The sequence below is a fragment of the Pantoea eucalypti genome, from assembly GCF_009646115.1.
GTDB lineage: Bacteria > Pseudomonadota > Gammaproteobacteria > Enterobacterales > Enterobacteriaceae > Pantoea > Pantoea eucalypti.
This window is the reverse complement of record NZ_CP045721.1, coordinates 20,463-45,140: the sequence shown is the minus strand read 5'-3', so window position 1 is coordinate 45,140 and position 24,678 is coordinate 20,463. Positions and strand designations below refer to the sequence as shown.

The 24,678-nt window shown below is 52.1% G+C and carries 25 protein-coding genes and 1 riboswitch; of the genes, 9 read left to right on the top strand and 16 right to left on the bottom strand.

Features of this window, described 5'->3' with window-relative positions:
* Nucleotides 1-85 precede the first annotated feature (85 nt).
* Nucleotides 86-394, bottom strand: a complete 309-nt coding sequence (locus tag EE896_RS19010) for a YicS family protein (protein WP_003854940.1) — start codon at nt 392-394, stop codon at nt 86-88.
* Nucleotides 395-557: 163 nt separating this feature from the next.
* Here EE896_RS19010 and EE896_RS19005 point away from each other — a divergent pair, with 163 nt between their 5' ends.
* Complete coding sequence (locus EE896_RS19005) at nt 558-1,784, top strand: FAD-dependent oxidoreductase (RefSeq protein WP_003854942.1); 1,227 nt, start codon at nt 558-560, stop codon at nt 1,782-1,784.
* Between the two features lie 151 nt (nt 1,785-1,935).
* On the top strand, nt 1,936-3,708 hold the full coding sequence (locus EE896_RS19000) for a sensor domain-containing phosphodiesterase (RefSeq protein WP_003854944.1): 1,773 nt from the start codon (nt 1,936-1,938) through the stop codon (nt 3,706-3,708).
* Nucleotides 3,709-3,741: 33 nt separating this feature from the next.
* On the opposite strand, the gene EE896_RS18995 is transcribed toward EE896_RS19000, so the two are convergent.
* From EE896_RS18995 to ascF, 6 genes are all read right to left on the bottom strand, one after another.
* Entirely contained in the window at nt 3,742-4,677 is a 936-nt protein-coding gene (locus EE896_RS18995; protein ID WP_003854946.1) for an ABC transporter substrate-binding protein, read from the bottom strand.
* A gap of 23 nt (nt 4,678-4,700) precedes the next feature.
* Nucleotides 4,701-5,456: an ABC transporter permease gene (locus EE896_RS18990; protein WP_003854948.1), complete on the bottom strand. Its 756-nt coding sequence runs from the start codon at nt 5,454-5,456 to the stop codon at nt 4,701-4,703.
* On the bottom strand, nt 5,453-6,193 hold the full coding sequence (locus EE896_RS18985) for an ABC transporter ATP-binding protein (protein ID WP_140915640.1): 741 nt from the start codon (nt 6,191-6,193) through the stop codon (nt 5,453-5,455). Before EE896_RS18985 ends, EE896_RS18990 begins: the two co-directional genes overlap by 4 nt.
* A complete protein-coding gene (gene tenA, locus EE896_RS18980; protein WP_003854952.1) occupies nt 6,190-6,891 on the bottom strand; it encodes a thiaminase II in 702 nt (233 codons plus the stop codon). Before tenA ends, EE896_RS18985 begins: the two co-directional genes overlap by 4 nt.
* A 68-nt stretch (nt 6,892-6,959) precedes the next feature.
* Nucleotides 6,960-7,062, bottom strand: a riboswitch (TPP riboswitch).
* A 105-nt stretch (nt 7,063-7,167) separates the two neighbouring features.
* The gene (locus tag EE896_RS18975) at nt 7,168-8,598 is read right to left on the bottom strand and encodes a 6-phospho-beta-glucosidase (protein WP_003854953.1); all 1,431 of its coding nucleotides are present in this window, start codon (nt 8,596-8,598) and stop codon (nt 7,168-7,170) included.
* A gap of 35 nt (nt 8,599-8,633) precedes the next feature.
* The gene (gene ascF / locus EE896_RS18970; protein ID WP_140915641.1) at nt 8,634-10,082 is read right to left on the bottom strand and encodes a PTS cellobiose/arbutin/salicin transporter subunit IIBC; all 1,449 of its coding nucleotides are present in this window, start codon (nt 10,080-10,082) and stop codon (nt 8,634-8,636) included.
* A 257-nt stretch (nt 10,083-10,339) separates the two neighbouring features.
* Here ascF and EE896_RS18965 point away from each other — a divergent pair, with 257 nt between their 5' ends.
* Nucleotides 10,340-11,356, top strand: coding sequence for a LacI family DNA-binding transcriptional regulator (locus tag EE896_RS18965; protein WP_003854958.1), 1,017 nt, complete (start codon nt 10,340-10,342; stop codon nt 11,354-11,356).
* On the opposite strand, the gene EE896_RS18960 is transcribed toward EE896_RS18965, so the two are convergent.
* Both EE896_RS18960 and EE896_RS18955 read right to left on the bottom strand, forming a co-directional pair.
* Entirely contained in the window at nt 11,353-12,102 is a 750-nt protein-coding gene (locus EE896_RS18960) for a DeoR/GlpR family DNA-binding transcription regulator (protein WP_008924592.1), read from the bottom strand. The genes EE896_RS18965 and EE896_RS18960 overlap by 4 nt on opposite strands.
* Nucleotides 12,103-12,178: 76 nt before the next feature.
* The gene (locus tag EE896_RS18955) at nt 12,179-13,444 is read right to left on the bottom strand and encodes a DUF1479 domain-containing protein (protein WP_039661478.1); all 1,266 of its coding nucleotides are present in this window, start codon (nt 13,442-13,444) and stop codon (nt 12,179-12,181) included.
* Between the two features lie 254 nt (nt 13,445-13,698).
* On the opposite strand from EE896_RS18955, the gene EE896_RS18950 reads away from it, so the two are divergent.
* Nucleotides 13,699-14,520: a Cof-type HAD-IIB family hydrolase gene (locus tag EE896_RS18950; RefSeq protein WP_140034045.1), complete on the top strand. Its 822-nt coding sequence runs from the start codon at nt 13,699-13,701 to the stop codon at nt 14,518-14,520.
* A gap of 13 nt (nt 14,521-14,533) precedes the next feature.
* Here EE896_RS18950 and EE896_RS18945 read toward each other — a convergent pair whose 3' ends face one another.
* Nucleotides 14,534-14,938, bottom strand: coding sequence for a winged helix-turn-helix transcriptional regulator (locus EE896_RS18945; RefSeq protein ID WP_003854965.1), 405 nt, complete (start codon nt 14,936-14,938; stop codon nt 14,534-14,536).
* A gap of 110 nt (nt 14,939-15,048) precedes the next feature.
* On the opposite strand from EE896_RS18945, the gene EE896_RS18940 reads away from it, so the two are divergent.
* Nucleotides 15,049-16,098, top strand: a complete 1,050-nt coding sequence (locus EE896_RS18940; RefSeq protein WP_140915642.1) for an NAD(P)-dependent alcohol dehydrogenase — start codon at nt 15,049-15,051, stop codon at nt 16,096-16,098.
* 225 nt (nt 16,099-16,323) lie between these two features.
* Here EE896_RS18940 and EE896_RS18935 read toward each other — a convergent pair whose 3' ends face one another.
* Both EE896_RS18935 and EE896_RS18930 read right to left on the bottom strand, forming a co-directional pair.
* Nucleotides 16,324-17,010, bottom strand: a complete 687-nt coding sequence (locus EE896_RS18935) for a RipA family octameric membrane protein (protein WP_140915643.1) — start codon at nt 17,008-17,010, stop codon at nt 16,324-16,326.
* A 337-nt stretch (nt 17,011-17,347) separates the two neighbouring features.
* Nucleotides 17,348-17,572 carry a hypothetical protein gene (locus EE896_RS18930; protein WP_039661474.1) on the bottom strand — a complete coding sequence of 75 codons (225 nt, stop codon included), beginning with the start codon at nt 17,570-17,572 and terminating at the stop codon, nt 17,348-17,350.
* Between the two features lie 229 nt (nt 17,573-17,801).
* On the opposite strand from EE896_RS18930, the gene EE896_RS18925 reads away from it, so the two are divergent.
* Both EE896_RS18925 and EE896_RS18920 read left to right on the top strand, forming a co-directional pair.
* Nucleotides 17,802-18,110, top strand: coding sequence for a hypothetical protein (locus tag EE896_RS18925; RefSeq protein WP_003854970.1), 309 nt, complete (start codon nt 17,802-17,804; stop codon nt 18,108-18,110).
* 188 nt (nt 18,111-18,298) lie between these two features.
* Nucleotides 18,299-19,393 carry a sensor domain-containing diguanylate cyclase gene (locus EE896_RS18920; protein ID WP_008924597.1) on the top strand — a complete coding sequence of 365 codons (1,095 nt, stop codon included), beginning with the start codon at nt 18,299-18,301 and terminating at the stop codon, nt 19,391-19,393.
* Between the two features lie 36 nt (nt 19,394-19,429).
* Here EE896_RS18920 and map read toward each other — a convergent pair whose 3' ends face one another.
* The gene (map, locus tag EE896_RS18915) at nt 19,430-20,215 is read right to left on the bottom strand and encodes a type I methionyl aminopeptidase (protein ID WP_003854972.1); all 786 of its coding nucleotides are present in this window, start codon (nt 20,213-20,215) and stop codon (nt 19,430-19,432) included.
* A complete protein-coding gene (locus EE896_RS18910) occupies nt 20,212-20,457 on the bottom strand; it encodes a ParD-like family protein (protein WP_003854973.1) in 246 nt (81 codons plus the stop codon). The genes map and EE896_RS18910 overlap by 4 nt, the downstream gene beginning before the upstream one ends.
* Nucleotides 20,458-20,679: 222 nt before the next feature.
* On the opposite strand from EE896_RS18910, the gene EE896_RS18905 reads away from it, so the two are divergent.
* Nucleotides 20,680-21,099 (top strand): cell envelope integrity TolA C-terminal domain-containing protein, encoded by a 420-nt coding sequence (locus EE896_RS18905; RefSeq protein ID WP_238343246.1) that lies wholly within the window; start codon nt 20,680-20,682, stop codon nt 21,097-21,099.
* A gap of 962 nt (nt 21,100-22,061) precedes the next feature.
* On the opposite strand, the gene EE896_RS18900 is transcribed toward EE896_RS18905, so the two are convergent.
* Nucleotides 22,062-22,310, bottom strand: coding sequence for a hypothetical protein (locus tag EE896_RS18900; protein WP_003854978.1), 249 nt, complete (start codon nt 22,308-22,310; stop codon nt 22,062-22,064).
* A gap of 576 nt (nt 22,311-22,886) precedes the next feature.
* Between EE896_RS18900 and EE896_RS18895 the strand changes: the two genes are divergently transcribed.
* Nucleotides 22,887-23,429, top strand: coding sequence for a GNAT family N-acetyltransferase (locus EE896_RS18895; protein ID WP_140034043.1), 543 nt, complete (start codon nt 22,887-22,889; stop codon nt 23,427-23,429).
* Nucleotides 23,430-23,468: 39 nt separating this feature from the next.
* Here EE896_RS18895 and EE896_RS18890 read toward each other — a convergent pair whose 3' ends face one another.
* The gene (locus tag EE896_RS18890; RefSeq protein WP_003854980.1) at nt 23,469-24,641 is read right to left on the bottom strand and encodes an EAL domain-containing protein; all 1,173 of its coding nucleotides are present in this window, start codon (nt 24,639-24,641) and stop codon (nt 23,469-23,471) included.
* Nucleotides 24,642-24,678: the final 37 nt, after the last annotated feature.

Genomic DNA, 24,678 nt, shown 5'->3' with positions numbered 1-24,678 from the left:
TCTTGTTTAAACAAACCAGCGTGCCAGTTTACTGAGTGGTAAAGTGAAAACAAACGCCAGGATCAATTTCGCCTGAGGAAAAGTGTTACTCGGTTTGTGGTGGACAAACCACTTGTGCCACGCGTTCGCGATAGGCTGGATTGTCATGATTTTTCAGGGCCTGCACCGCTGCTTTTAATGTTGCCTGATTCTGTTCCATGTTCTGTTTATCGTTGATAAACGTCTGCCGCAATTTTTCATCAGATACGGCGGGCAATATCTGACACTTCTGGCGCAGATCATCCGTTATTTGCTGCTGCCGCAGAGCAAACTTCAGGGTGTCATACGGCGCGGCGACCACAACCAGTGGGCTTAACAGCGGCAGAATAAAAAGCGTATTGCGGATCACGTTCATGATGATCTCCTCACTGCTGAATCAATAATGGCCGTTCAGCAGCTTCGATTGGAATAAATCGCATTGAGTGATTAGTCTGAGCACAGCACCATCAACCGGTGGCGGTCATATCGCCACGGCTGACGCAATAATCATAGCAATAATGGCGCAACAGGGAGCTGATATGCAGCCACATTCCACTGAAATTCTCACCACTGACTGCTGTATTGTGGGTGGTGGTCCTGCGGGATTAATGCTGGGCTATCTTTTTGCCCGCGCGGGACTGCGTGTCATAGTGATCGAAAAGCACGCCGATTTTCTGCACGATTTTCGTGGTGATACCATCCACCCCTCGACGCTGGAAATTATGCATCAGCTCGAACTCCTGGACGCTTTCCTGAGGCTACCGCATCAGCGTGCTGAAAAGCTGGAGGCGGAGATAGCAGGACAGAGCATTACAATGGCTGATTTCTCACGTTTGCCGGTTCAGTGTCGCTTTATTGCCTTTATGCCTCAGTGGGATTTCCTGAACTACATGGCAGAACAGAGCATCCGCTATCCCGGCTTCAGTCTGCTGCAATCAACGTCGTTTGAGTCGCTGAAATATGAGAATGGCACGGTCAGTGGCGTGACGGCTTCTCGTGGGAATCAGCAGCTGCATATCACATGTAAACTGGTGGTCGGTGCCGATGGCCGCCATTCCCGTGTGCGCGAAGCGGCCGGGCTGACGGGACAGGAATTTGGCGCAGCGCGCGATGTTATATGGTTCCGCTTAAGTAAGCAGCCACAGGATCCCGACATTGGGATGGGGCACAAAGGACCCCGTCAGAACTTTATCGTTATTGATCGCGGTGACTACTGGCAGTGCGGGCTGACCATTCCGAAAGGAGAGTTTGAAGCGAAACAGGCTGCCGGACTCGACGCGTTTAAAGCAGAGGTTGTGGCACTATCACCTTTTGAAGCGACGCGCATGGCAGAAATCGAGAGCTGGGAGGCGTTTAAGCTGCTGTCGATACGTATTGACCGGCTGGATAAGTGGGCCAGACCCGGCGTGCTCTGTATTGGTGATGCGGCTCATGCCATGTCGCCAATTGGCGGGGTGGGTGTAAATCTGGCGATTCAGGATGCAGTTGCGACGGCGAACCTCCTGACGGAATCCCTGAAGCGGGGTGAACTGCAACTGCGCGATCTGGAAAAAGTGCAGAAACGACGTCAGTTCCCTACCGTCGCCACGCAGTTTCTTCAGATTAAAATGAGTCGCAACAAAGCAAAAAGAAAACCCTCGGGCAGTAGCAAGATTCCTGCGATTATCCGTCGCCTGCCATTCTTGCGTTTCGTGCTGGGACGCCTGATTGGTCTTGGCTTCAGACCGGAGTCGCCACAGGTTGCGCGCGTGAAAGAAGAGCGTTAAATGGTTTCGACAGCGATCATATATCGTGCGACACTGTTTCGCTGTGAAAGTACTGTCAGATTGAGCCGTTATTTATCTGATAATTGGGCGTTAATTGAGCATTTGTAAGCTAAATTATTTCGATTTTTGCGCCTGCATAAGAGAGGTTTCAGTGCATAACGAGCAAAACGGCAGCGACGTAAAACGTCTTAGTGCAATTAAGGCACTTTTGTCACCAGATGAAGCACGGGACAAAGTGCTGGAGAGATTTGTTAATCTCGCCAGCCAGGTGCTGGGTATTTCAGGCAGTTTTATTTCGATTGTTGACGACCACAATCAGTATATTAAAGCCTCACGTAACTTTGATCTTAAGCAATCGACCCGTGATGAGTCTCTCTGCCGCCATGTTATTGATGGTGAAGGGCACCTGGTCGTGTATGACACCTTACTGGATGAGCGCTTTGTTACTCACCCGTTTGTTAAAGGCGACCCGCATATTCGCTTTTATGCCGGCGTTTCGCTGCAGAACCTCGACGGTGCCGTGCTGGGCACACTCTGTGTAACTGATACGCAGCCACATCCCTTTGCGGATGACAAACTCGTCACGCTGCGCTCACTGGCTACGCTGGTTTCCTCTTTTCTGGATGCCTGGAATAACGCGGGTTTTGCCGACGTTATTACGCATCTGCCGAATCGTCCCCGCCTGATTCGTGATATTCATCAGCTGACCCTGACCGCGCCTCATAGCCGTTTTCGCCTGATTCTTATCGACTGTCTCGATATCATTCGCGCTTATGAACTTACGCGCGCGGTAGGCGTTGCGCCGATGGAAAAACTCCTGAAGCAGATGGCGCAGGATGTCGCAAACCGGCTCAAACTGCCGGAGAATGAAACACTCTATTCGTTTGCACCTGGCCGTTTCGCCATCGTTCAGCCCTATTCGGATCGGTTTACAGCACACAATATGCCCGACCTGTTTAAAGGCATGAAGGCCGACCTGGCGGAAAACATTACGCTCGATCTGAATGTCTTTACTGGCGAAACAGAGTTTGTTCCGGGCCAGATGAATGCGAATGAAACGATACGTCAGGCCGTGAGCGCGCTGCATGAGGCCATTGATGAAAACATCAATGCAATGTCGTTTGACGAGAGTTACGACTCGCGGCGCACCGATGATTTTATGATCATGAACGATCTGGCTCAGGCGCTGAATAAAGATGAAGAGCTCTATCTGGCCTGGCAGCCTAAAGTGTGCCTCAGAACTGGTAAGACGGTCGGGCTGGAGGCGCTGATTCGCTGGAATCATCCTGAGCGAGGTGAGCTCTTTCCATCCGAATTTATTCCGTTAGCGGGTAAAACCAACCTGATTTCCGATCTGACCAACTGGGTTATCGATCACACCGTTGAACAACTGGCGCGCTGGAATCGAGAATATGATCTGATTCCGGTCTCAATCAACGTCAGTGAGCGCGATTTCGCCAGGCCCGATTTTGCCGATGAGCTGGTGGCTAAACTCGCGGCCGCTCAGTTGCCTAACGCTATCCTGGGCATTGAGTGTCTGGAGAATGAACTGATCACCAAAAGTGATGTGGCGATAAAAGGGCTGGAAGCGCTGAAATCTCACGGTTTTGTGATCTCACTGGATGATTTCGGCACCGGTTACAGCAACATTAGCTATTTGCAGGATATCCCGCTGGATGTGATTAAAATTGACCGGTCACTGATCTCGCGTATGGGTGAGGATGACGCATCGAAAATCATCGTCAGATGCATTATCCAGATGCTGAAAGAGCTGAATTATACCGTGCTGGCTGAAGGCGTCGAAACGGAAGCGACGCTGGGATTACTGAAAACCTACGGTTGCGATCAGATTCAGGGTTACTTCTTCTCAAAACCTCTGCCCGCCAGTGACATTGAACACTGGTTGTTTCAGAAGTCTCATTAATAACCTGCCCGCAGCGCTCGCTGCGGGCGCTTATCACTCACTGCCGATAGCGTAGCGCTGAACCGGCGTGATGCCTTTAATCAGCTTGTTATCAAACAGAAATTGCTCATAAGCCTGATAGCGTGCACGATCCAGTTTTGCCGGATCGGCGGCGAACAGCGGCAGCGTGGCACGCCATGCCTGATGGTTTAGCGGTGTATTCAGCTCAGGATGCTCGCGGGCAAAGATCAGCCAGTTCTCCTCAGGATGCGCCTGCAGCTCCGCATTTCCCTTCTTCAATGCCCGCAGAAACTTCTGAATCTTCTCCGAGTGCGCCTCGTCACGGTTGGCGACGATAATCAGCTCGTCATAAGCGGGAACACCATAATCCTCGACGTTAAGCACCACGGGTTCTTTGCCGGCAAGTTTCAACTCCAGCGCTTCAATATTGCGATAGCCGCCGATAACCGCATCTACCTGGCCGGTCATCAGGGCGCTGGTGAGCTGAAAATTAACGTTAATCAATTTGACCTGATCGGCTTTGACGCCGTCATGGGCCAGCATGGTCGCCAGCGTCGCCTGCTCAATGCCACTCACTGAATAGCCGATGCGTTTACCTTTTAAATCCGCCGGTTTTTTCACCGTTTTGTCTAACGTCATCAGTGTGTTCAATGGCGTGTCAATCAACGTGCCCACCCGCATCAGTGGCAATCCCTGATCGGCGAAGAAATGCAGCTGAGGCTGATAGGTAATGGCTAAGTCCGCCTGCTTTGCCGCGACCAGACGTGGCGGCAGGGCCGGATCGGAAGGCGGCACGATATTTACCTCCAGTCCTTCAGCGGCAAACGCGCCGGTCTGCTGCGCCACCATAATGGGCGCGTGATCGGGATTGATATACCAGTCGAGTACCAGCGTCAGTTTTTCCATCGCCTGAACCTGAGTGGTTAAGGTGGCGCTGAAGAGCAGGGTTAACAGGGGCAGTTTAGTCATGGGATTTCTCATTTTAAGGGTCATCAAATTGTCTCAGGAGCCCAGCTAATCAGGCGGCGCAGCAGGCGATCGATAGTCAGCCACAGGGCGAGGGTCATCAGCACCAGAATGAACAGGGCAGCGAAACAGAGGTCGCTCTGCATCCGGGCATTGGCATTCAGCATCACGAAACCCAGCCCTTCCGCTGAGCCGACCCATTCGCCGATAATTGCCCCTATCGGCGCGACGGCCGCCGCCATCCGTAACCCTGAACCCAGCGCAGGCAGCGCCGCTGGCAGCCTGACATGGCGCAGTTGTGCTGAAGGGGAAGCGCCCATAGTGCGAGCCAGGTCAAGGTAGCCGGGCGTAACGCGGCGCAGGCCATCAAAAAAGCTGGAGGTTACCGGGAAGAAGATCACCAGCACGGCCATCGCGACTTTGGCGCTCATGCCAAAGCCAAACCAGAGAACCAGCAGCGGAGCCAGCGCAAATACCGGAATCGCCTGGCTGGTGATCACCAGCGGCATCATCCAGCGCTGTAACCACGGTGAATAGGTCATGCCCAGCGCCAGCACACCACCCAGCAGCACGCCGAGCGCCATGCCGCTGAGGATCTCGGTCAGGGTAATCAGAGTGTGATAGCTGAGATAGTCAGCGTTCTGCCACAGCGCAATAGCGACTGCAGCGGGCGAGGGCAGCAGAAAGGCGGGAATGCAGGTCAGCGTGGCCAGCCACCATGCTGCAATCAGACCGGCAAACAGCGTAATTCCACGACGCAAACGGACGAAACGTGTGCTCATCTGGCTATTCCGCTTAGCTGTTTCAACAGTGCGGCCTGACTTCGTATTAAGCCGGCGTCATCGGCTGCCCTTGGCGGCAGGCCCTGTAGTGGTGGAGAGGCTTCGATTCCCGCCGCACCGATCACCAGCAGGTGATGACTGAGACGACAGGCTTCGGCGGCATCGTGGGTGATCAGCAGCACCGTGTGACCGACCAGCACCTCCGCCGCCAGCATCTGAATCTCATGACGGGTCAATGCATCCAGCGCGGAGAATGGCTCATCCATTAACACAACAGGCTGACGCGTGTAGAGAGTGCGGGCCAGCGCAGCGCGCTGACGCATCCCGCCGGAGAGTGTAGCGGGGCGCGCGCGGGCGCTCTGGCTCAGCCCAACCCTTGCCAGCAGATACTGCGCCCAGTCGCGATCGGCTTTCTCGCCTTTCAGCCGACTGGCCAGGCAGACATTTTGCTCAATCGTCAGCCACGGATAGAGCAAATCCTGTTGCCCCATCCAGGCGATGCGTCCGGTCAGCGGAAGGCCATCGCTGCCGCTAATCTGTCCCGAACTGGGTGGCCTAAGACCGGCAATGACACGCATCAGGCTGCTTTTGCCTGCACCGCTGGCACCCAGTAACGCCGTAAATTTACCCCCGGCGATCTCCAGATCAAGCTGACTGAAAAGTTGTTGCTGACCCAGCGTAAGGCTGAGCTGGCGAACTGAAATACCTGGCGGTGTGGCATTGCACAGCTGGCTCATGGTCTGACCCGAAGATCGGCAGCGTGATCTATCCCCATTTGCCAGAATGCCGCTTCCAGCCGGGTCGCAGTGGTGAAAATCTCCGCCAGCCGATCAAAACGTTGTTCTCCGGCGCGCTGCTGAGCCAGCGTTTCAAAAAGTATCAGTGACGAGCCTACCCCGGCCAGATAGGCTTCATCGCCGTAATTTTCAATCCATTCGGCGTAAGGGTTGCCCTCAATGCGCGTCGCAGGATCATCCAGCAAAGTCAGGCCGATTTCAGCGTAACCGGCAACACAGGGCATCAGCGCCGTTATGAGCTCCAGTGCATCGCCGGTGTGACCGGCATCCAGCACATAACGGGTGTAATTGAGCGTTTCCGCTGCTTCGGGTTCGCGTGCCATTGTTGCCTCGCTGATGCCCCATTGCTGGCAGTAAGCGAGGTGCAGCGGCAGTTCACCGATAATCGCGTTAAGTGATGCCGTAGCGCGTCGTAGAGCGTCAGGCTCAGAGAGTTTGCTGATCAGCAGACCCCAGGCACGGGCGAAGTGGAGCAGGAACAGATAATCCTGGGTGAGATAGTGACGGAAGGCGGCAGGAGGCAGCGTACCCTGACCGAGTTGCTGCACAAAATCGTGCCTTACATAGGCGTGCCATTGCGTGCCCGCCTGCTGGCGCAGACGACCATAGAAACCGGTCTCGAAAAGCGGATGTGACATGGGATCTCCATTAAAAGGGAGATCCGGGCATACGGTCTGGAACAGGGGATAGTGCAGGAAATGAGACAGAAAATCTGCCGACCCGTCCCTTCGCTGGCATGACCCAGATCAGGTTCAAAGGGTTCGGCTTTCGCCATCTCAGCCCATGACAGGACACCCCTCGGAGACATTCGTTATACGATAATTAGTGCCTGAGCACAACGGATGCGTCAGTGTTATGCTCAGGCACGTTTGCTACGCGACAGTGCATTCAGATGTGCTTTTTAAGTGACAGTGTCACTCAAGATCTGCGCCATTACTGGCAATCACTTTCTTATACCACCAGAATGATTTTTTTCGCGTACGCGCCAGCGTGCCGTTACCCAGATCGTCGCGGTCTACGTAGACGAAACCGTAGCGCTTGCTCATTTCGCCGGTCGAGGCGGCAACCAGATCGATACAGCCCCAGCTGGTATAACCCATCACCGGCACGCCATCTTCAATGGCGTCGCCCATCGCGCGGATATGTTCACGCAGATAGCTGATGCGGTAATCGTCATTAATCTCGCCATTCGCGTCGACTTCATCGCGTGCGCCCAGGCCATTCTCCACCAGGAAGAGAGGCTTCTGATAGCGGTCATACATCATGTTCATCGTGATACGTAACCCCAGCGGATCGATGCCCCAGCCCCAGTCACTGCGTGGCACATGGGGATTAGTCAGGGATTTCACCACGTTGGCGGCGCTACTGTTCTGCTCGTTCATTTCTGCCGACGCGCAGCGCGAAGCGTAGTAACTGAATGAGACAAAATCGACGCTGTTTTTCAGAATGTCGGCATCACCGTCAGCGATCTCCAGCGTCACCCCTTTTTCACGGAACACGCGGGCAGCGTAAGCCGGATAGGCACCGCGCGCCTGCACATCTATAAAAAAGAGGTTTTCGCGGTCTTTCTCCAGTGCAGCCCAGACATCTTCCGGTTTGCTCGACCAGGGATAGAAATTGCCGCCGGCCAGCATGCAGCCGACCTGATTGACCGGATTCACTTCATGCGCGATTCGCGTAACCAGCGCGCTGGCAACCAGTTCATGATGTGCCGCCTGATATTTTACCTGGTCTCTATTCTCGCCGGGTTCAAAGACCAGGCCAGCCCCGGAAAACGGACTGTGCAGCAGGATATTGATCTCGTTGAAGGTCAGCCAGTATTTCACCAGTCCATCAAACGCCTCGAAACAGCTTCGTGCGTAACGGGCAAAAAAATCGACCATTTTGCGATTGCGCCATGAGCCATATTCCGTGACCAGATGCATCGGGACATCAAAATGGCAAAGCGTGACCAGCGGTTCGATATTGTATTTCCGGCACTCTTCGAAGACCGCACGATAAAACGCAATGCCTTCCGGATTAGGCGTCAGTTCGTCACCGTTAGGATAGAGCCGGCTCCAGGCAATTGAGGTGCGGAACACGCTGAACCCCATTTCGGCCATCAGCGCAATATCTTCCGGATAGCGGTGATAGAAATCGATAGCGTCATGACTGGGGTAGAACTCGTCGTCACGCAGGGCAAAACGTTTTTCCAGACCCAGTTTAACCGGCATCCGGTTTGGGCCATGCGGGATCATATCGACGGTGGTTAAGCCCTTTCCGCCCTCACGAAAACCACCTTCACTCTGGTTAGCGGCCAGCGCGCCGCCCCATAAAAACCCTTGCGGGAACCTTGAATCAGACATGCAATCCTCTTTTTTGGGTCAGCCTGACCCTTTTCCTAATGGCTATTGATCGCGTTAGCGCGTTCGGTAGCAGGCGCAGGTTGCGCAGCGCTTTCGGGTTCTGTCTCAGGAATATCCTCGAAGCCTAACAGTAGCGTCAGCACGAATGACAACACCACCGAGAGCACCATGACCGCACCGACCCAGACAATACTCATGGGATTGGTGGGATCGAAGAACTGTACGCTGGTAAAGAGGCCGGGTGAGGCCATCGAGTGGCTGGCCAGCCCGCCAATGCCCGCAACCGCGCCACAGATAAAACCACTGATCAGACAGGCGATCAGTGGGCGTTTCAGGCGCACTGCAACGCCATACAGCGCCGGTTCTGAAATCCCTGCGATAATGGCTGATGCCGCTGCCGCCAGTGCGGTCTGGCGCAGTTCACGGTTTTTAGTGCGGAACGCCACCGCCAGCGACGATCCGCCCAGAGACAGATTGGCGCCGATCTCTGACGGCATCACCATGCCTTCTTTGCCGGTTTCGGCAATGGTCTGGATAATGGTTGGTGTGAAAACCCGGTGCATACCGGTCATCACCAGCAGCGGCCAGATAGCGCCCATAATCGCAACAGAAAGCCAGCCAAGATAACCATGCACGGTGTAGACCAGCGCGGAGATGCCGCTGCCGATCCAGATACCAATCGGGCCAATCAGCACAATCGCAATGGGTGCTGCAATCAGCACAATCAGCATCGGTTTCAGGAAGTTTTTAGTGACCGCAGGGGTGATGCGATCCACGCCTCGCTCAATGTGTGACAGGATCCACGTCATCACCAGCGCCGGGATCACCGTATAGGTATATTTCACCGCGGTGACCGGAATGAAAGCGAACTCGACCGGCTGGCCCTGCGCCGCTTTTGCCATCAGCTCAACAAAATTGGGATGGACCAGAACGCCGGCAATGGCAATCGCCAGCGACATATTAGTTTTGAACTTCAGCGCCGCTGAGGCGGCAACCATGATCGGCAGGAAGAAGAATGCCCCGTCGCCAATGACGTTGAGGATCACCAGCGTTGATGAACCTTTTTCAAACACGCCCGCCATATCAAGAATCATCGCCAGCAGTTTCACCATGGACCCACCAATAATGGCTGGGATCAATGGCGACATGGTGCCCACCAGCGCATCCAGAATGCCTGCGCCAATACTTCTCAGGGTAATTTTGCGTTTCACCGGCACAGTCGAAGCTGCGCCGGGCGATCCCAGTTCCAGCAACGCCTGGTAAGCCTGCGATACGTTATTCCCGATGATCACCTGGCACTGGGTATCGTTGTGTACCACGCCCATGACACCTGTGATGGCTTTAAGACGTGGATAGTCGACCTGTGTTTGATCCTTCAGGATAAAACGCAGGCGGGTCATGCAGTGAGTGACGGCTTCGATATTGGTGAGGCCGCCAAGCGCATCGACAATGGCGCGTGACACCTCGGCATAGTTCATGGGCATGATCGCTCTTCTCTGTAGGGTAAATCGGTCAAAATTTTTATGTTTTTAATGCCTGCAAGCAGACAAATAGGAAACCGGTTTCACAAAATCATGAAGGTCTTTACGTTCGGCGACAAGAGTATAAATCGGGCAGATTTCTATTTTGTGAAGTGCATCACCTGCTAAATGTGATGATGTGCGTATACATACCGGGTAAATATTTCCAATATTGAGAGGCTTAGGTAGACTGCAGGACGACGTAGCAAAGGAGCATCACATTGACAACGATTCAGGAAGTAGCAATTAAGGCGGGCGTTTCAAAAGCGACAGTGTCACGTGTGCTCTCCGGTAATGGCTACGTCGGACAGGAAAAACGTGAAAGGGTGTTGAAGGCGATTGCAGAAACCGGGTATCGGCCTAATTTGCTGGCCCGCAATCTGGCGACAAAAACGTCTCAGACAATCGGACTGGTCATCACCAACACGCTTTACAGCGGCAGCTACTTTACTGAGTTAATGGCCCACTCCGCACGCATGATGGAGCAGCAGGGCCGTCAGCTGATTCTGGCGGACGGCAAGCACACCGCCAGGCAGGAAGAGGCGGCCATTCAGTTTCTGCTCGATCTGCGCTGTGACGGCATCATCATCTATCCGCGCTTCCTCAGCATTGACGCGCTGGATGCGATTATCTCCAGCCACAAACAGCCCATTCTGGTTATTAACCGGCGGCTGCGCGTCAACCACAGCTACTGCATTTACAGCGATCAGCACGCCAGCAGTGCCACGGCCGTGGGCTATCTGCTGAACCAGGGACACCGCGATATCGCATTTATTACCGGTTCGCAGGATTCCCCGACCGGCGTTGAGCGCCTTAACGGTTATCGTGCTGCGCTGGCGGCAAAGGGCCTTAACGCTGACGACCGCCATATTGTGGCGGGTAAATGGACGGCGCAGAGCGGTATGGCAGCCGTCGACACGCTCCTTGAGCGCAACGTGTCATTTACTGCGCTGGTGGCGAGTAATGATGAGATGGCGATTGGTGCAATCAAACGCCTGACCGAGTGCAACATTGCAGTACCCGATCAGGTCTCGGTAATAGGCTTTGATGATATCCCGCTGGCACCCTATATCACGCCGTCATTATCGAGTATGAAGCTACCGGTCACAGAAATGATCGACGAGACGATCAACCGGCTGGTAACCATGCTGGACGGGGGTGACTGGCAGACTCAGGCGCCTTTCACGGCCAGCCTGATGATGCGGGACTCCGTGACTAAAGGCCCCTGGTCGGCTTAACCTGTCGCGATCTGTATCACCTCGATCCCCTGTTCGCTGAGTTGCACGACCGTCGCGGAATCCAGTGTCTCATCAGTAATTACATGCCCGACCTGAAAGCCGGATGAGAGCGGATAGGGGTGAATCTGACCAAATTTAGACGCGTCAGTCAGCGCATAGCTTTCAGCGCCTTTCGCCAGCACTGCATCTACCACATCACAGCGCAGCATATTGCGGCCGGTGAAACCCGTCTCCGGATGCCAGCCATCCACACCAACAAACGCTTTGTGAAAATGGACCTGCTGAATGGAATAACGCGTCAGCGGACCCACAACGGATTCACTGCTTTTCTGCAATAATCCGCCAAGCACAATCACTTCACAGGCAGCCTCACGCAGAAGCTGGGCAATATAGTGGCTGACGGTAATCAGCGTAAGGTCCGCACGATCGGCCAGCGCCCGCGCCAGCAGCGCATTGGTACTGCCCCCTTCGATGAAAACCGACTCACCCGCCTGCACCAGGCTGGCCGCATGTCGTGCCAGCGCCTGCTTGGTAGAATAACGGGTATTCATGCGGGTGCCGACGTTATCGCTATCCAGTGCCAGCGCAGAGCCATGAACCCGGCGAAGCAGCCGATCACGTTCCAGCAGTGTCAGATCCTGGCGCACCGTCACTTCCGAAACTCCGGTATGCTGCGCCAGTTCACTGACAGTTACGCTGCCCCTGTCATTAACTAATTGAATGATCTGATGATGTCGCGGGTTCATAATCGCGCTTCGCCGTTAAATAAAAGAGGCAGTGTAACAGGGATTATCCCGCGCCGGTGCGCGACGCGGGGTTGCGTCAGGCTAAATTCAGAGACCGTCGGCCATTGAGGTTGAGATCTTCCGGCATGAAACGTTGCTCCCATTCTGCTTCATAGTCTTCAGGCGGGAAATCGGCCGGTGAACGTCCCTGCTCCAGCGCCTCTGCAACACGACGGGCATAAGCGCGGTTTTTCTCACACATCGGTGCTGCGGGGATATACATCACGTTGCCCCAGCCTTGTTGGTTCTCAACCGGTGCAACAGCGTGAATCACATCACAGTGCCACCACACGGAATCACCCGCCTCAAGAGCCGGTATTGAACAGAGCCCGGCAATCAGGTGCGGATGCCACTGTTCATTCACGGGCAATACCCGACCCGGCGCCACACCGCACAACTCATCTTCAGGCACATCCGAAAGCAGCGGACGCAGCAAAACGTAAGCCATCGCCTGCGGCACCGGCACCACATGCAACAGGCCCTGGCCGGGGATCATATCGGAGAGCGCGGTCCAGCCCTGAAAGGTGCGAAACACAGAACATTTGGTGGTGCCTGGCAGATCATATTCGTTTACGTCGGTACGGTGAGCCGCGTCCCAGGGATCGTATGCGGCAAATTCACCGTGGAACAGCTTACTGAAAACCTGCTGATAAGCGGGCAGCAACCAGCGTTCAAGTGCTCCTGAATCGGTGTGGGCACCCAGGCCTTTAGAGGTTGTACCCGGCAAGCGACGACGGATGCGATCGGGATAGATAACGCTGACATCCGGATCAAACCACTGCTTGCCCTGGGAATTAAACGTCCATAGCCGGTTAAGAAAAGATTGTGCCTCTGCCATTGCCGGGCTCTGCCGCGCCTGCATTTGCGCCTGCGACCAGTAGATGGGATAGATTTCAGGGCGGGAGGCAGCCAGGGTGCCAAAAAAGTCATCACCGGGCCCACGATACTGTTCATCAAAATGATTGTGATCCAGATAGTCGAGCATCGACTTATCCCAGGCCAGAGCCTGATTTCGTGCAAAATGCTGCTTAATCACCACACAACCGCGACGTTTAATCAGCAACCGGGTTTCATCTGAAACCTTTCCTTCAGTAATGTCCTGCATTGGCACGACCGGCCAGGCCGTGCCGGTTTGCGCTTCCTCTGTTTTTGCCTGCGCAATGGCAGTGGTGATGTTGTCGCAGACCTGTTTGAACAGAGCATCAACATCGCCGATTTGTTGACGTAACTGCTGTTTCATTTTGCGGATAGCGGTTTTGACGTCGTCAGGTAATGGCGTAGCCAGGGTTTCATCACGGATCATATTCTGCTCCTTTATCGTCATGGTTGAGTTTCGAATGTAATTTAAATAATCTTCATTCGTAATTTGTCGTTGAGCTTAACATTCTTTTAACGACATAAACCGTGCGCGCTAACACAACTGATGAACCGGAACGCTCTGAAATCCGTTAGCAATGTCACTATTTGCATTCTCATTAATCCACACAGCGAGTAAGCTTTATGAATCAAATCAATCAGCCGAAAGGACAGAACGGCGAACGTAAAGGGGCAGGCGAAATGGCGGTTAAGATGATTGCGGTGGATATGGACGGCACCTTTCTGGACGATAATAAGCAGTACAACGTCCAGCGGTTTTCACGTCAGTATGCGCTGCTGAAGCAGAAGGGCATTCGTTTTGTGGTGGCGAGCGGGAATCAGTACTACCAGCTCCAGCGCTATTTTCCCGACATTAAAGATGAAATCGCGTTTGTGGCAGAAAATGGTGCGTGGGTTTCGGACTGCAATGAAGAGATTTTCTGCGGCGAGTTAGCGCAGGAGAAAGTGCATAAGATCCTCGATATCCTGGCGCATGAACCCGACATCGCGGTTGTGGTCTGCGGACGTAATGGTGCGTATGTGCATGCATCCGCTTCAGACGAGATGATGGCGCAACTGGCAAACCATTATCACCGACTCGAAAAGCGTGATGACCTTTATGCCATCGACGACACCATTTTCAAGTTCTCGCTGAAGCTGGAGCACGAAGGCGTAAATGCACTGCTGCAAAGACTGCACGCCACACTTGGCGAGCTGGAAAACATTATGCATCCGGTCTCCAGCGGCTTTGGCTTTATCGATCTCATCATTCCCGGTTGCCATAAAGCACACGGCATTGCGCTACTACAGGAAAAGTGGGGCATCAGTGACTGTGAAGTGCTGGCGATTGGTGACAGCGCCAATGACATTGAGATGCTGCGTCAGGCCTGCTATAGCTTCTCGATGGCAAATGCTGCTGAGGCTGTCGCCGCCGTGGCGCACTATCAGACACAGAGCAACAACGACGAAGGCGCGCTAAATGTGATTGCGCGCGTGCTGGCGCGCGAATTCCCGTTCGATTAATCCGTAACGTGCATCACTGGCGGTCATCTCCGCCACTCTCCTGATGGCTGCGCGCATGATTTTCCATTTCATCCAGCGCAGCCTGATTCTCCAGACCCCATTCATACATCTGCTCAATCGGTTCTGCAAAGGTATGGCCGAGTGGTGTAAGGCTGTACTCCACTTTCGGCGGGACAACCTGCCAGACATGACGCGACACCAGCCCGCGCTGCTCAAGCTCGCGCAGCGTCTGAATCAGCATCTTCTTTGAAATTCCCTGCAGGCTGCGCTCCAGTTCCCCTGTGCGCGCCCGATTTTCCGGCCAGTGATAAAGCGCATGCAGCACCATCGTGCTCCATTTCACGGAAAAGAGCTCAAGCAGGCGACGTGGTGGTGAGTCCGCATAAAAATAAAGTTTTCCTTCAACCCAGACCGGCACAGTCTCTCCTCACATTCATGGTAACCAAAAGGTAACTACTACCAAACAGGTTCCTGCATGTCTATAGTGGGCCGCTTTCTTTACGACCATCAGATGAGAAGAGGCAACAGATGAAAATTAACGCGCTGGTAGCCACCCAGTCAGATCAACCGTTAAAGGCGGGTCAGATTGAGTTACGTGACGTGCAGGCTGACGATGTCAAAATCGAAATCCTGTATTGTGGCGTCTGTCATTCTGACCTTCATATGGCACGGAATGAATGGGGCGTGAGCCGCTATCCACTGGTTCCCGGTCATGAGATTGTAGGACGCGTGGTGGATAAAGGTGACAATGTCACACGCTTTTCTGTCGGAGATACCGTAGGCGTGGGTGTTATGGTCGATTCATGCCGTGAATGCCATTTTTGCCAGCAGCAGGAAGAGCAATATTGTGAAGCGGGCTTCACACCAACCTATAACGGCACCGACAAATACACTGGCAATACCACCTTTGGCGGGTATGCGCAGCATGTCATTGTCAACCAGCATTTTGTGGTGACGGTACCCAACAATCTGGCGCTGAGCGCTGTGGCACCGCTGTTGTGTGCAGGTGTGACTGTCTGGTCACCGTTGCAGCATTTTAATGTTAAAGCAGGCGACCGCGTAGGTGTTATCGGCCTTGGCGGACTGGGACACATGGCGGTTAAGCTCGCCAGCGCATTGGGTGCAGAAGTCACTCTGTTTACCACTTCTCCTGCAAAAGGGGCGGATGCGCGCCGTCTGGGTGCTAAAAACGTGGTCATCTCGCGAGACACGGCACAAATGGCAGCGTGTCAGGCCTCCCTGGATATCATTCTGGACTGTGTGGCTGCGGCTCATGATCTCGATCCTTACCTCAATGCGCTGAAAACTAATGGTCAGCTGGTGCTGGTCGGCATCCCCGATCAACCGCATAAGTCACCGAATGTCACCCCAATGGTGTTTCGCCGCCTGAGTATTAGCGGCACCTCAATTGGCAGCATTAAGGAGACGCAGCAGATGCTCGACTTCTGCGGTCAGCACAACATCACGGCTGACGTTGAGATGATCACCGGTGACGACGTTGAAAAAGCCTTTGAACGTATGCTGATTGGTGACGTGAAATACCGTTTCGTTATCGATATGCAGAAAACTCACTGGTAATGACGGCAGGCCCGCTATCAAAGCGGGCTTTCTGGCGGAGATTCGTCAGCGCTAAATGGGGTATAATAAGGCCGTCATATAGTTACAACATACAAAGGTTGTGTTCGTTTCGCGTTTCATTGAATTCGCTGCAAAAATGGGCCTGCCAGTAACAATGGCCAGTTTGTGGCAAAAAAATACCCGGCTCACAGTGGCCGGGTATTCTGACACCGCAGAAGATCCTGGTTAATCCTGTTCTTTATCCGCGTCACGCTTTTCTGATTCCTCTTTATCCATCACATGGATGAAAGGCTTAAGCAACTGAATATCCAGAATCACATACACCATGGTGCTGATGAACAGCGAAATCACACTACCGAATACACCGCTGGTGGTGAATGTAAGATAGTTATAAATCACCAGCCAGGTTACACAGATAAACATCGCCAGTGAAATGGAGAGATTAGGCACGGAATAATTGCTGGTGCCGCCACCCTGGCTGTGTGTCACCTTGAACAGGTTTCCGATGGCGTATTTCTCCAGCACCAGAATCGTCTTTTCCCAATTACGCTGTTTACGCGCACTGGCGCGAGTCAGGAAAAGATAGAGAATAGAGATGAAGAAACCGGAGAAGGCGATAAGTACCGGAATCGCTTCCAGCGCATAGGCAATACTTTTATGGCCCGTGCCCGGGGCGCTGAGATCAAGCGTCAATGAAGCACCCAGCGCAGCATACAGAAAGAGAAACAGCAGCAGAAATGTCAGGCTACGTTTCCAGTCGCCATAGGCCTCTGCACCTTTTTGCTGAATGGCCAGCTGAAGAGATTGCTGAATTTTTTGAGCCTGCGGCGATTCTGTTTCGAGAGTGTGGCAGGGTGCATCAAAGAAGTTTTGCATAAACAGCTCATCTTCTTTGTGAATGGTGATTTTCATCAGAAACCTGTATTCGGGGAGTTTGCTTTATTCTAATCAGCACCGGTTGAATTAACACTAAATTTGGGGTTGAACCGGATGAACACTCTCCGGCTTATCGGGTAGACAGGCGCAACAGGCTGCTTTCCATTGATTTCGTTGCAAACGATTGTGCGGCATTCATTTTCAAGCCGCATCGGCTGATCGTGCTGCAGGGCTGCAATGGCGTTATCGGGTGCTGCACGCCATATACCTTCTTACAGACCCTCGAAACTTCGACCATCCTGATTATCCTGCACCACAACGCACACGTTTCTGACGGCGTGATCCCTCTGAAACAGGTCATGATCAGGCAGGGTTATTTCTCATCAGGGTTATCCAGCGCTTTAAACTGCTTAATGGCTTCGTTGATATTGTTAGTTTCTACAGTCGCAATACAGCGGTCACCATTGAAAACATCATAGCGGGCGTTATGCAACTGAAACAGCAGATCTCTGCCTCTGAAGTGTATGCGTTTCTGTTTAATGCCAATCCCATGCCGCCGTAATAATGCCTGTGACAGGCGATCGGTCTCTCTTATCATTGGTTCTGCTCTCTGGCGGTACGTGGTCACTACCATTAAACCTGATGAACATTAGTTTAATATTAAGAGAGAAACCTGATTGAGTCAGGCTTACGAATAGGATCAGGCGTATTTGTCCTGCCGGAAGGCTCATGAAACTATCACGTCGACGGATTAATGCCATTCCCTGCATTAACGAACGGCAAATGCGGTACACTTGCCTGAATAACTCGCCACAGGACATGCCGCTATGAACGATAAGAAGATGATTTCCATTGATCAGTTCAACGCTGATGAACGTCTGGCCGTCGAGCAAACCTACAACGGACTTGCAGAGAAGTACCGTCAACGAACCGGTAAAGAGCCTGATAGTAAGAAAGAAAAAGAATTTAATAGTGAAGCACGTCAGATCGTCATGACCAGTAAACTGGAGAAGGAAAAAGCGCTGGCGCTAAAAGCGCAGAAAAAGCCGCTTCGTAAAAAGAAGCCCTCTTCATTGACCGCCAGTGAAGTCAGCGATTTCAACTGGTCTGCCTCAATCGTTAAAGGCCGCAGATAATCTGCATCAGAGATGCCGCGCGTTATTCACGACGCGTGGCAATCTCTCACCGCTGTTTCCAGTCCCGTAAGTTAATTACACCTTTTAATTAACTCGCGTACAGGCAATAAGAATAATCTGCAAATAATTCACAATTTTTCTTCATTTACCGATAAACTTACCTGACCTGTAACTGCTTCAGTACGCGTATGAATTATTACACCCCCGATGATGTACAACTGAAGCGACGTTCGACGCGATTTGTCCGGCGAATGTTTATGATGCGCCAGCTTGGTACCTTTCTTTGTTTTCTGCCCATTCTTTCTGTCCTGATGGAGATGGGAATGTGCCCGCAGCTCTGCGCCTTATTGTTTACTAATGCGTTTGTCTGGCCTTATGCAGCGTACCGACTGGCGTTGCGATCCCGCGACCCCACTGGATTTGAACGCAAAAGTTTAACGCTGGATGCCGCCTTTGGCGGATTCTGGGTTGCAAACATGGCGCTCAGCCCGTTGCCCTCAATTATTATCATGGCGGTGCTGATCTCCGATCGCTATTCGGCTGGGGGCTGGGTTCAGCTGAAATCCGCAATAAAGGCTTTTCTGTTTACCTTCATGCTGGCCTGGCTGGTGGAAAAGGCGCCCATTCTGCTTAATTTCAGTACCCGTACCGTCTGGCTGACCTTGCCGCTGGCCAGCGGATATCTGCTGGCACTCAGCGTGGTGTCACATAATCTGACCCTGAGTCTGCGCAAAAAGAACCGCGAGCTGGAACGTATTGCACTGATGGATCCCGGGCTGAAAATCCCAAATCGACGTCTGTTTGAGCAGCGTCTGGAAAGTGAGTTTTTGCGCACCCAGCGAGGTGAGGGTAAAGCCTGGCTAATGCTGCTGGACGTTGATCATTTCAAGCAGGTGAATGACACCTTTGGGCATGAGGCTGGTGACTTTCTACTGGCAGAGATCTCGGCACTGCTTCGTAATAGCGTCGGACTGAAAGATATTCCTGCCCGTTTCGGGGGTGATGAGTTATGCGTCATTGTGCGGGATGCAGACGAAGCCAGCATTACGCTGCTGGCAGAGCAGATTAAACAGGGCATTGCGCTGCTGCGGCTGCCAGCGTCTCCCACTTTTCAGTGCTCGGTGAGTATTGGAATTGCACCGGCAAGTGATGCGGAATCAATCCATCAATGGCTGAGATGCGCTGATGAAGCGCTTTATCAGGTTAAGCGCGCCGGTCGCAATAACATACAGGTCTGGCATTCGGGCACGCTGGAAACGCTGGATGAAGTCAGAAGCAGATAGAGAACACTGCCTGAGACAGTGTCTCAGGCAGGGGGATTAAATTGCGGGATAGTCGCCGGTGCCTTCAGGCCACGGCGTCAGCAGATCAAAACCTTCTTCAGTCACTGCGACGGTGTGTTCCCATTGCGCGGAAAGCGAGCGATCTTTCGTGACCACCGTCCATCCATCTGACAGCACGCTGGTGCCTGCTTTACCGGCGTTGATCATCGGTTCAATGGTGAAAATCATGCCAGCTTTCAATGGCATCCCTTCACCGGGTGTGCCGTAGTGCAGCACCTGCGGATCGGTGTGGTAAATCTCCCCGACGCCGTGACCGCAATATTCACGCACCACCGAGAAACCTGCGGCTTCCGCAACGCGCTGAATTGCTGCACCCACATCACCTAGCGTCGCGCCAGGACGAACTGTTTTAATACCCGCAACCATCGACTGATAGGTGATCTCAACCAGACGTTTGGCCCGGACTGATGGGGTGCCGACAAAGTACATGCGGCTGGTATCGCCGTACCAGCCATCTTTGATGACCGCCACATCGATATTCACAATATCGCCATCCTTAAGCGTCTTACTGGCCGGAATACCGTGGCATACCACATGATTAACCGATGTGCAGGTGGTGCGGGTATAGCCGTGATAGCCAATGTTCGCGGGTGTGACCTTAAGTTCATTCACAATGAAGTCGTGGCAGATATCATCCAGTTCTTCCGTGGTGATACCGGGACGCACATGAGGCGTGATCATTGCCAGTACCTGAGCAGCAGCCTGTCCGGCTGCGCGCGCCATTTCAATTTCCGCTGCGGTATGTATTTTAACGGTGTTCATGACACGTCTCCTTGTGGGATGAGGCTCTCTTTTGGGAGCATACTGCGAATATCAGCGCTGCCTTCCAGTTCAAGCCGGATCAGCATTTGCGCCAGTTGGTGTTGAGTCTGCTGCGGATAGAGTTCAGCCAGCATGCCAAGCTTAAGCCAGTGTTCTGCCTGGGCATTGATCGAGCGGCTCATCGCCTGGCTGGCGATGCGGAGATTCTCATGCATCAGATCGGAAATTTTTACGATACCCATACAAGCCTTATATGAAGTGTATACGTTTCGTATAGAGTAACGGTAGCGGATGTGATTTGCAAAGAGGGCGTGAATGGCTGTATGAATTTCCGTACAGGTTTTATAGACTTTGTCGGGTTGCCGGTGTGGAGATCGTGGTATTTGCTTTGAAGAGAGTCTATTGGCGGTGTCTACTCAATTGCACTATTAATGATACAAATCAGGAAAATCGACAGGGAAGCCATGATGAAAAAAATTGTTGTTTTAACATTCGCACTGGTCCTTTCCGGATGCAATACACGGACAAACCCTATCAATCATAAGGGAATTAAGTCTCCAGACGCATCAGAGATTAAATCACAGTGTGAAGCTCAGACACCTCAGCAAACGCAACAACGCGAGGTGATGCTTTGGATATGCCAGGCCTCAACATCAATACAGCATCGCTTCTTCGATGCAGATACTTATCGCGGTAAAACATGTGACATAAGAATTAAGCTGGCGCAACGTGATCATTCGGTAAAGATAAATGTGGTGGGCGGCGATCCGGATCTGTGCGTTGCGGCTACTGAAGCCATTAATCAGGCAGTAGATAACAATACTTTCCCCGTGGGCCGCCCATTCCAGAAGGACAGTATGACAATCCATTTTGCTCCGCAGTAAAGGATGAGAGCTATCCGGAGTGTAACGCACTGGATTCAATGCTGATCTGTTTACGTGTTACGCTTCTGAAACCCAGACTACGCTCTCTCATGCTGTATCAGGAATAATGTCACTTACCGATATAAATATTATCAAAGCCGGAAGCTGGGCTTCGATCAAGTACGACAGTGAACGTTGTGGTTGTCGGATTAGCAAATTTCAGGTTGAAACGGCAGAGGGCCGTTTTAAGTGGAATGACAACGCGTTGCCATTTTGAGGTGTAGCAGAACATGACGTTCTGAAATGAATAACCCTGTTCCTGTGTAAAGCGCTGAATAGATTCTATCATCTCTGCAGTAATGAGGTGTGATTCAAATGTCACGCTATGATAATTTTTATTTTCAAGATCCTGTAAACACTTTTTAAGTGAAATAATAACGTCGCTAAGATCGGACGTGTCTCCTGGTGTGCCAAAAACTGACAGGCGTAATGAGACATCTTTTTTTCTTTATCAAAATAGATAAATCGTCCTGAAAAGCTGCGTGTAATTTTCAGGTAATATATCCAGAAGGCAATAAGAAACAGCATAGCTAATTTGATGGAATCTGAGTCTGTCATCATGCCTCCGCAGCGAATAATATACAGGACAGGTTTCGCCAGAGTGCAGAGAATATCACAAGGGTATGTCGGATGAGCCTGATCTTTTAAGGACGACTACAACGTTATACCCTCTCAGCTTGCAGCCCATCCGATGAATCAGACGCGAACGTCGCCTTGTGTTCAACACTCAGTTTACGACTGATCAGCCAGACCGCTGCACGGGAAAGCCTTTGCGAGGTGGGTGAAACCCAAAGCAACCTGAAAGCCTGGCGGTCGAGGCCCAGGTCCGCCTCGGACGGATGCGTCATTCTGTTGAACAATTACGCTATGCGGCCGGAGACCGACTGCTAAAAACGGTAAACAGATGTCGAACTGCGATGCAGTTACACGTTGCCAGCAGCAGGCAACAGATTCTCACGCCGATAGGAGCACCATTGTGACCAGCAATGCTCAGGATTGATATCAAAATAGCCCCGGCATTCGGCCATCGTGAAAGCAACATCACGCGGCACTTCGATAAACGTGGCGTTATCCCGGACGTGGCGGACTTCATCCTCTGTCAGTGGGCTTCCTTTCTCATTCTCTTTTTTCATCAGTAAGGGAATGAGGGCAGGTATATAAACGATGCTCATTTTTCATTTCCCGCAGTAGTGAAAACAGACGCCGTCGGGACGTCACGTCTTTGTGGGCTCTTCATCATGCTATAGGTCACGTTCCGGACGTCTCTGCTTCCTGAAATATATCGGTTCATCGTTGTTCCAGTGCTGCCAGACTACTTAAAGTGCATTGCTCTGGGAAACAGGCAGGAGCGTTAAGCCCGGCTGGCTTGCCAGAGAGCGTGATGAACATGCAGGAGCAATATCTTCTATTACTCCTCCCTTTATGTTTTTATTTTCTCATTATGTTTTCGACAAAAATCACGATATCTTCAGCCCGATTAGTCATATTTTTTAGATTGAGTTAAGTCATTAATCGCCGGCGATCTTAAAACAAGTCCGGATGGTAAAAAGAGGATTAATAGTGAACAGTAGCGGCGTCTGTTAATTTGACTTACCGGGACGTAAGCACAATGAAATAACGGCTATCACGTTATCACAACGTTGTTCAGGTGACGTATTGACTGGGTGACCGGCACCTTTTACTGTGTTTATTATCAGTTGTGCCCGTTTCTTTAACGAACACAGGAGGTTCTTTTGCAGCCAGACGTCATGCGGTTAGCCCTTCGTCCAGTCAGCGAAGCAGATGCAGGCGACCTTTTCAGGATTTATGGTGACCCTGCGACGAACGTGTTTAATCCAGCCGGTCCTTACCCGAATATTGAACATGCACGGGATGTCTTGTCTCGCTCAATAAGCCACTGGGAAACACAGGGTTTCGGCAATTGGGCTATTTCGCTTCGGGATGATCCTGACAGAATCATAGGCTTCGGAGGGCTGAGCATCCGAAACTTCGCCGATATCACGATCAATAATCTGGGGTATCGGTTCTCGCCGGAATCCTGGGGAAAAGGGCTGGCGACAGAGTTTGCCCGATATGCAGTCAGATATGGGTTTAGTGAGTTAAAACTCACGGAAATCTCTGCAGTGGTGAGAGCAAACCATCTGGCGTCACAAAAGGTTTTGATTAACGCCGGACTTCGGCATATTCGCGATGTCTATGATGTGCCAGATGCGGCTGCAAGCATGGTTTTTACGCTGAGCCGGGATGACTGGCATCAAACATTTTTGATTGATAGAAGGAGCGGACAATAAGGTGATGAGTGCTGTCTGATTCGTAATTCTGACAGCAATCTATTTTGCTTCATTGCCGTGACGACCCGTTAGTTTGACACCGAAAACGCAGAAGCCTAACAGGTCCTTTGCTTCATCTTCAACACGCGTAACCATGACAAGATCGGATGAACCGTCGGGCAGTACGACTTCATATGGCGGGTAGGGTAGCCCTTTTATTCGGAATTCCTGCAGCCAGAGCAACTTGTCCGCCTGAGAGGGTATCACCTCATAAATGTATTTGTGAATAACATCCTGTGGGGCCCAGCCAAGCCTTTCAGCAAAGGTGTCGCTTGCATCAACAATCATCAACTCCGGGTTAAGAAAGCAGATGGAGGTACCAGGAACTGCGTACATTGATGATATCTGATGCGCCCGCTGGTCAAGAGAAAGACGCACAACCCGGCGAAGAAAACCTTTTTCGGGCGCCCTGGCGAGCATCAGGTGGCTTTCTGCCGCGGTCACCGGCTTGCCGAACAGATAGCCCTGCGCATACAGGCATCCAATTCCACGTAACATTTCAGCCTGTTCATCCGTTTCAACCCCTTCGGCGATCACATCCATATCAAGGCTTTGGCCTAGCCCAACTACGCTGGAGATAATTTTTCGGCTATCCTTTTTTTCCAGCATGGAGCGAATAAAGCTGCTATCAATTTTAAGAGTATTGACGGGTAATTGAATTAACCAGGAAAGACTGGAATAGCCTGTCCCAAAGTCATCCATCGCAATCGTACAGCCCATATCAGACAAGGCTTCAACCTCTGCACGGGCTGTTATGATGTCATCTAACAGGGCAGTTTCGGTTATCTCAATCTTTAATCTTGTCAGATCAAACTGAAATCGATTAGCAGTTTGACTGATCATTTCAGCCAGGTCTCTGCCATTGAGCTGAGAGGGTGACACATTCATCGACAGAAACTGCTGTTCCGGCCATGCAGCTGCCGTTTTGAAACCTTGCGCTATCAGGCTGAGCATCAGCTCGTCCAGCAGACCGTTTTGTTCCATGGCAGGAATGAAGTCTGCTGGTGGCGTAACGGTTCCTTGCGGGGAAATGTGGCGTGCGAGCATTTCAAAACCCATCACGCGCAGGTCTTCCAGTGAGACGATAGGCTGAAAAAACGGGTGAAACTCACCGCTGTTAATACGCCGTAGCAAAACTTCACGCGGCTCGTCATTTTTCACAACAGGTTTCATTTTATTCCTGTAAATCCATAATTTTCAGCCGGTTAAT

Bases quoted from the DNA above. Each gene is read 5' to 3' on its own strand.
- EE896_RS18985 (WP_140915640.1), bottom strand. From the start codon at position 6,193: ATGAGCCAGCTGTGCAATGCCACACCGCCAGGTATTTCAGTTCGCCAG.
- EE896_RS18925 (WP_003854970.1), top strand. From the start codon at position 17,802: ATGAACGATAAGAAGATGATTTCCATTGATCAGTTCAACGCTGATGAA.
- EE896_RS18920 (WP_008924597.1), top strand. From the start codon at position 18,299: ATGAATTATTACACCCCCGATGATGTACAACTGAAGCGACGTTCGACG.
- EE896_RS18890 (WP_003854980.1), bottom strand. From the start codon at position 24,641: ATGAAACCTGTTGTGAAAAATGACGAGCCGCGTGAAGTTTTGCTACGG.
- EE896_RS18995 (WP_003854946.1), bottom strand. From the start codon at position 4,677: ATGACTAAACTGCCCCTGTTAACCCTGCTCTTCAGCGCCACCTTAACC.
- EE896_RS18935 (WP_140915643.1), bottom strand. From the start codon at position 17,010: ATGAAAATCACCATTCACAAAGAAGATGAGCTGTTTATGCAAAACTTC.
- EE896_RS18990 (WP_003854948.1), bottom strand. From the start codon at position 5,456: ATGAGCACACGTTTCGTCCGTTTGCGTCGTGGAATTACGCTGTTTGCC.
- EE896_RS19005 (WP_003854942.1), top strand. From the start codon at position 558: ATGCAGCCACATTCCACTGAAATTCTCACCACTGACTGCTGTATTGTG.
- map (WP_003854972.1), bottom strand. From the start codon at position 20,215: ATGAACACCGTTAAAATACATACCGCAGCGGAAATTGAAATGGCGCGC.
- EE896_RS18900 (WP_003854978.1), bottom strand. From the start codon at position 22,310: ATGAGCATCGTTTATATACCTGCCCTCATTCCCTTACTGATGAAAAAA.
- EE896_RS18905 (WP_238343246.1), top strand. From the start codon at position 20,680: ATGATGAAAAAAATTGTTGTTTTAACATTCGCACTGGTCCTTTCCGGA.
- EE896_RS18895 (WP_140034043.1), top strand. From the start codon at position 22,887: ATGCGGTTAGCCCTTCGTCCAGTCAGCGAAGCAGATGCAGGCGACCTT.
- EE896_RS18910 (WP_003854973.1), bottom strand. From the start codon at position 20,457: ATGGGTATCGTAAAAATTTCCGATCTGATGCATGAGAATCTCCGCATC.
- EE896_RS18975 (WP_003854953.1), bottom strand. From the start codon at position 8,598: ATGTCTGATTCAAGGTTCCCGCAAGGGTTTTTATGGGGCGGCGCGCTG.
- tenA (WP_003854952.1), bottom strand. From the start codon at position 6,891: ATGTCACATCCGCTTTTCGAGACCGGTTTCTATGGTCGTCTGCGCCAG.
- EE896_RS18960 (WP_008924592.1), bottom strand. From the start codon at position 12,102: ATGAACCCGCGACATCATCAGATCATTCAATTAGTTAATGACAGGGGC.
- EE896_RS18940 (WP_140915642.1), top strand. From the start codon at position 15,049: ATGAAAATTAACGCGCTGGTAGCCACCCAGTCAGATCAACCGTTAAAG.
- EE896_RS18955 (WP_039661478.1), bottom strand. From the start codon at position 13,444: ATGATCCGTGATGAAACCCTGGCTACGCCATTACCTGACGACGTCAAA.
- EE896_RS18950 (WP_140034045.1), top strand. From the start codon at position 13,699: ATGGCGGTTAAGATGATTGCGGTGGATATGGACGGCACCTTTCTGGAC.
- EE896_RS19010 (WP_003854940.1), bottom strand. From the start codon at position 394: ATGAACGTGATCCGCAATACGCTTTTTATTCTGCCGCTGTTAAGCCCA.
- ascF (WP_140915641.1), bottom strand. From the start codon at position 10,082: ATGCCCATGAACTATGCCGAGGTGTCACGCGCCATTGTCGATGCGCTT.
- EE896_RS18930 (WP_039661474.1), bottom strand. From the start codon at position 17,572: ATGATAAGAGAGACCGATCGCCTGTCACAGGCATTATTACGGCGGCAT.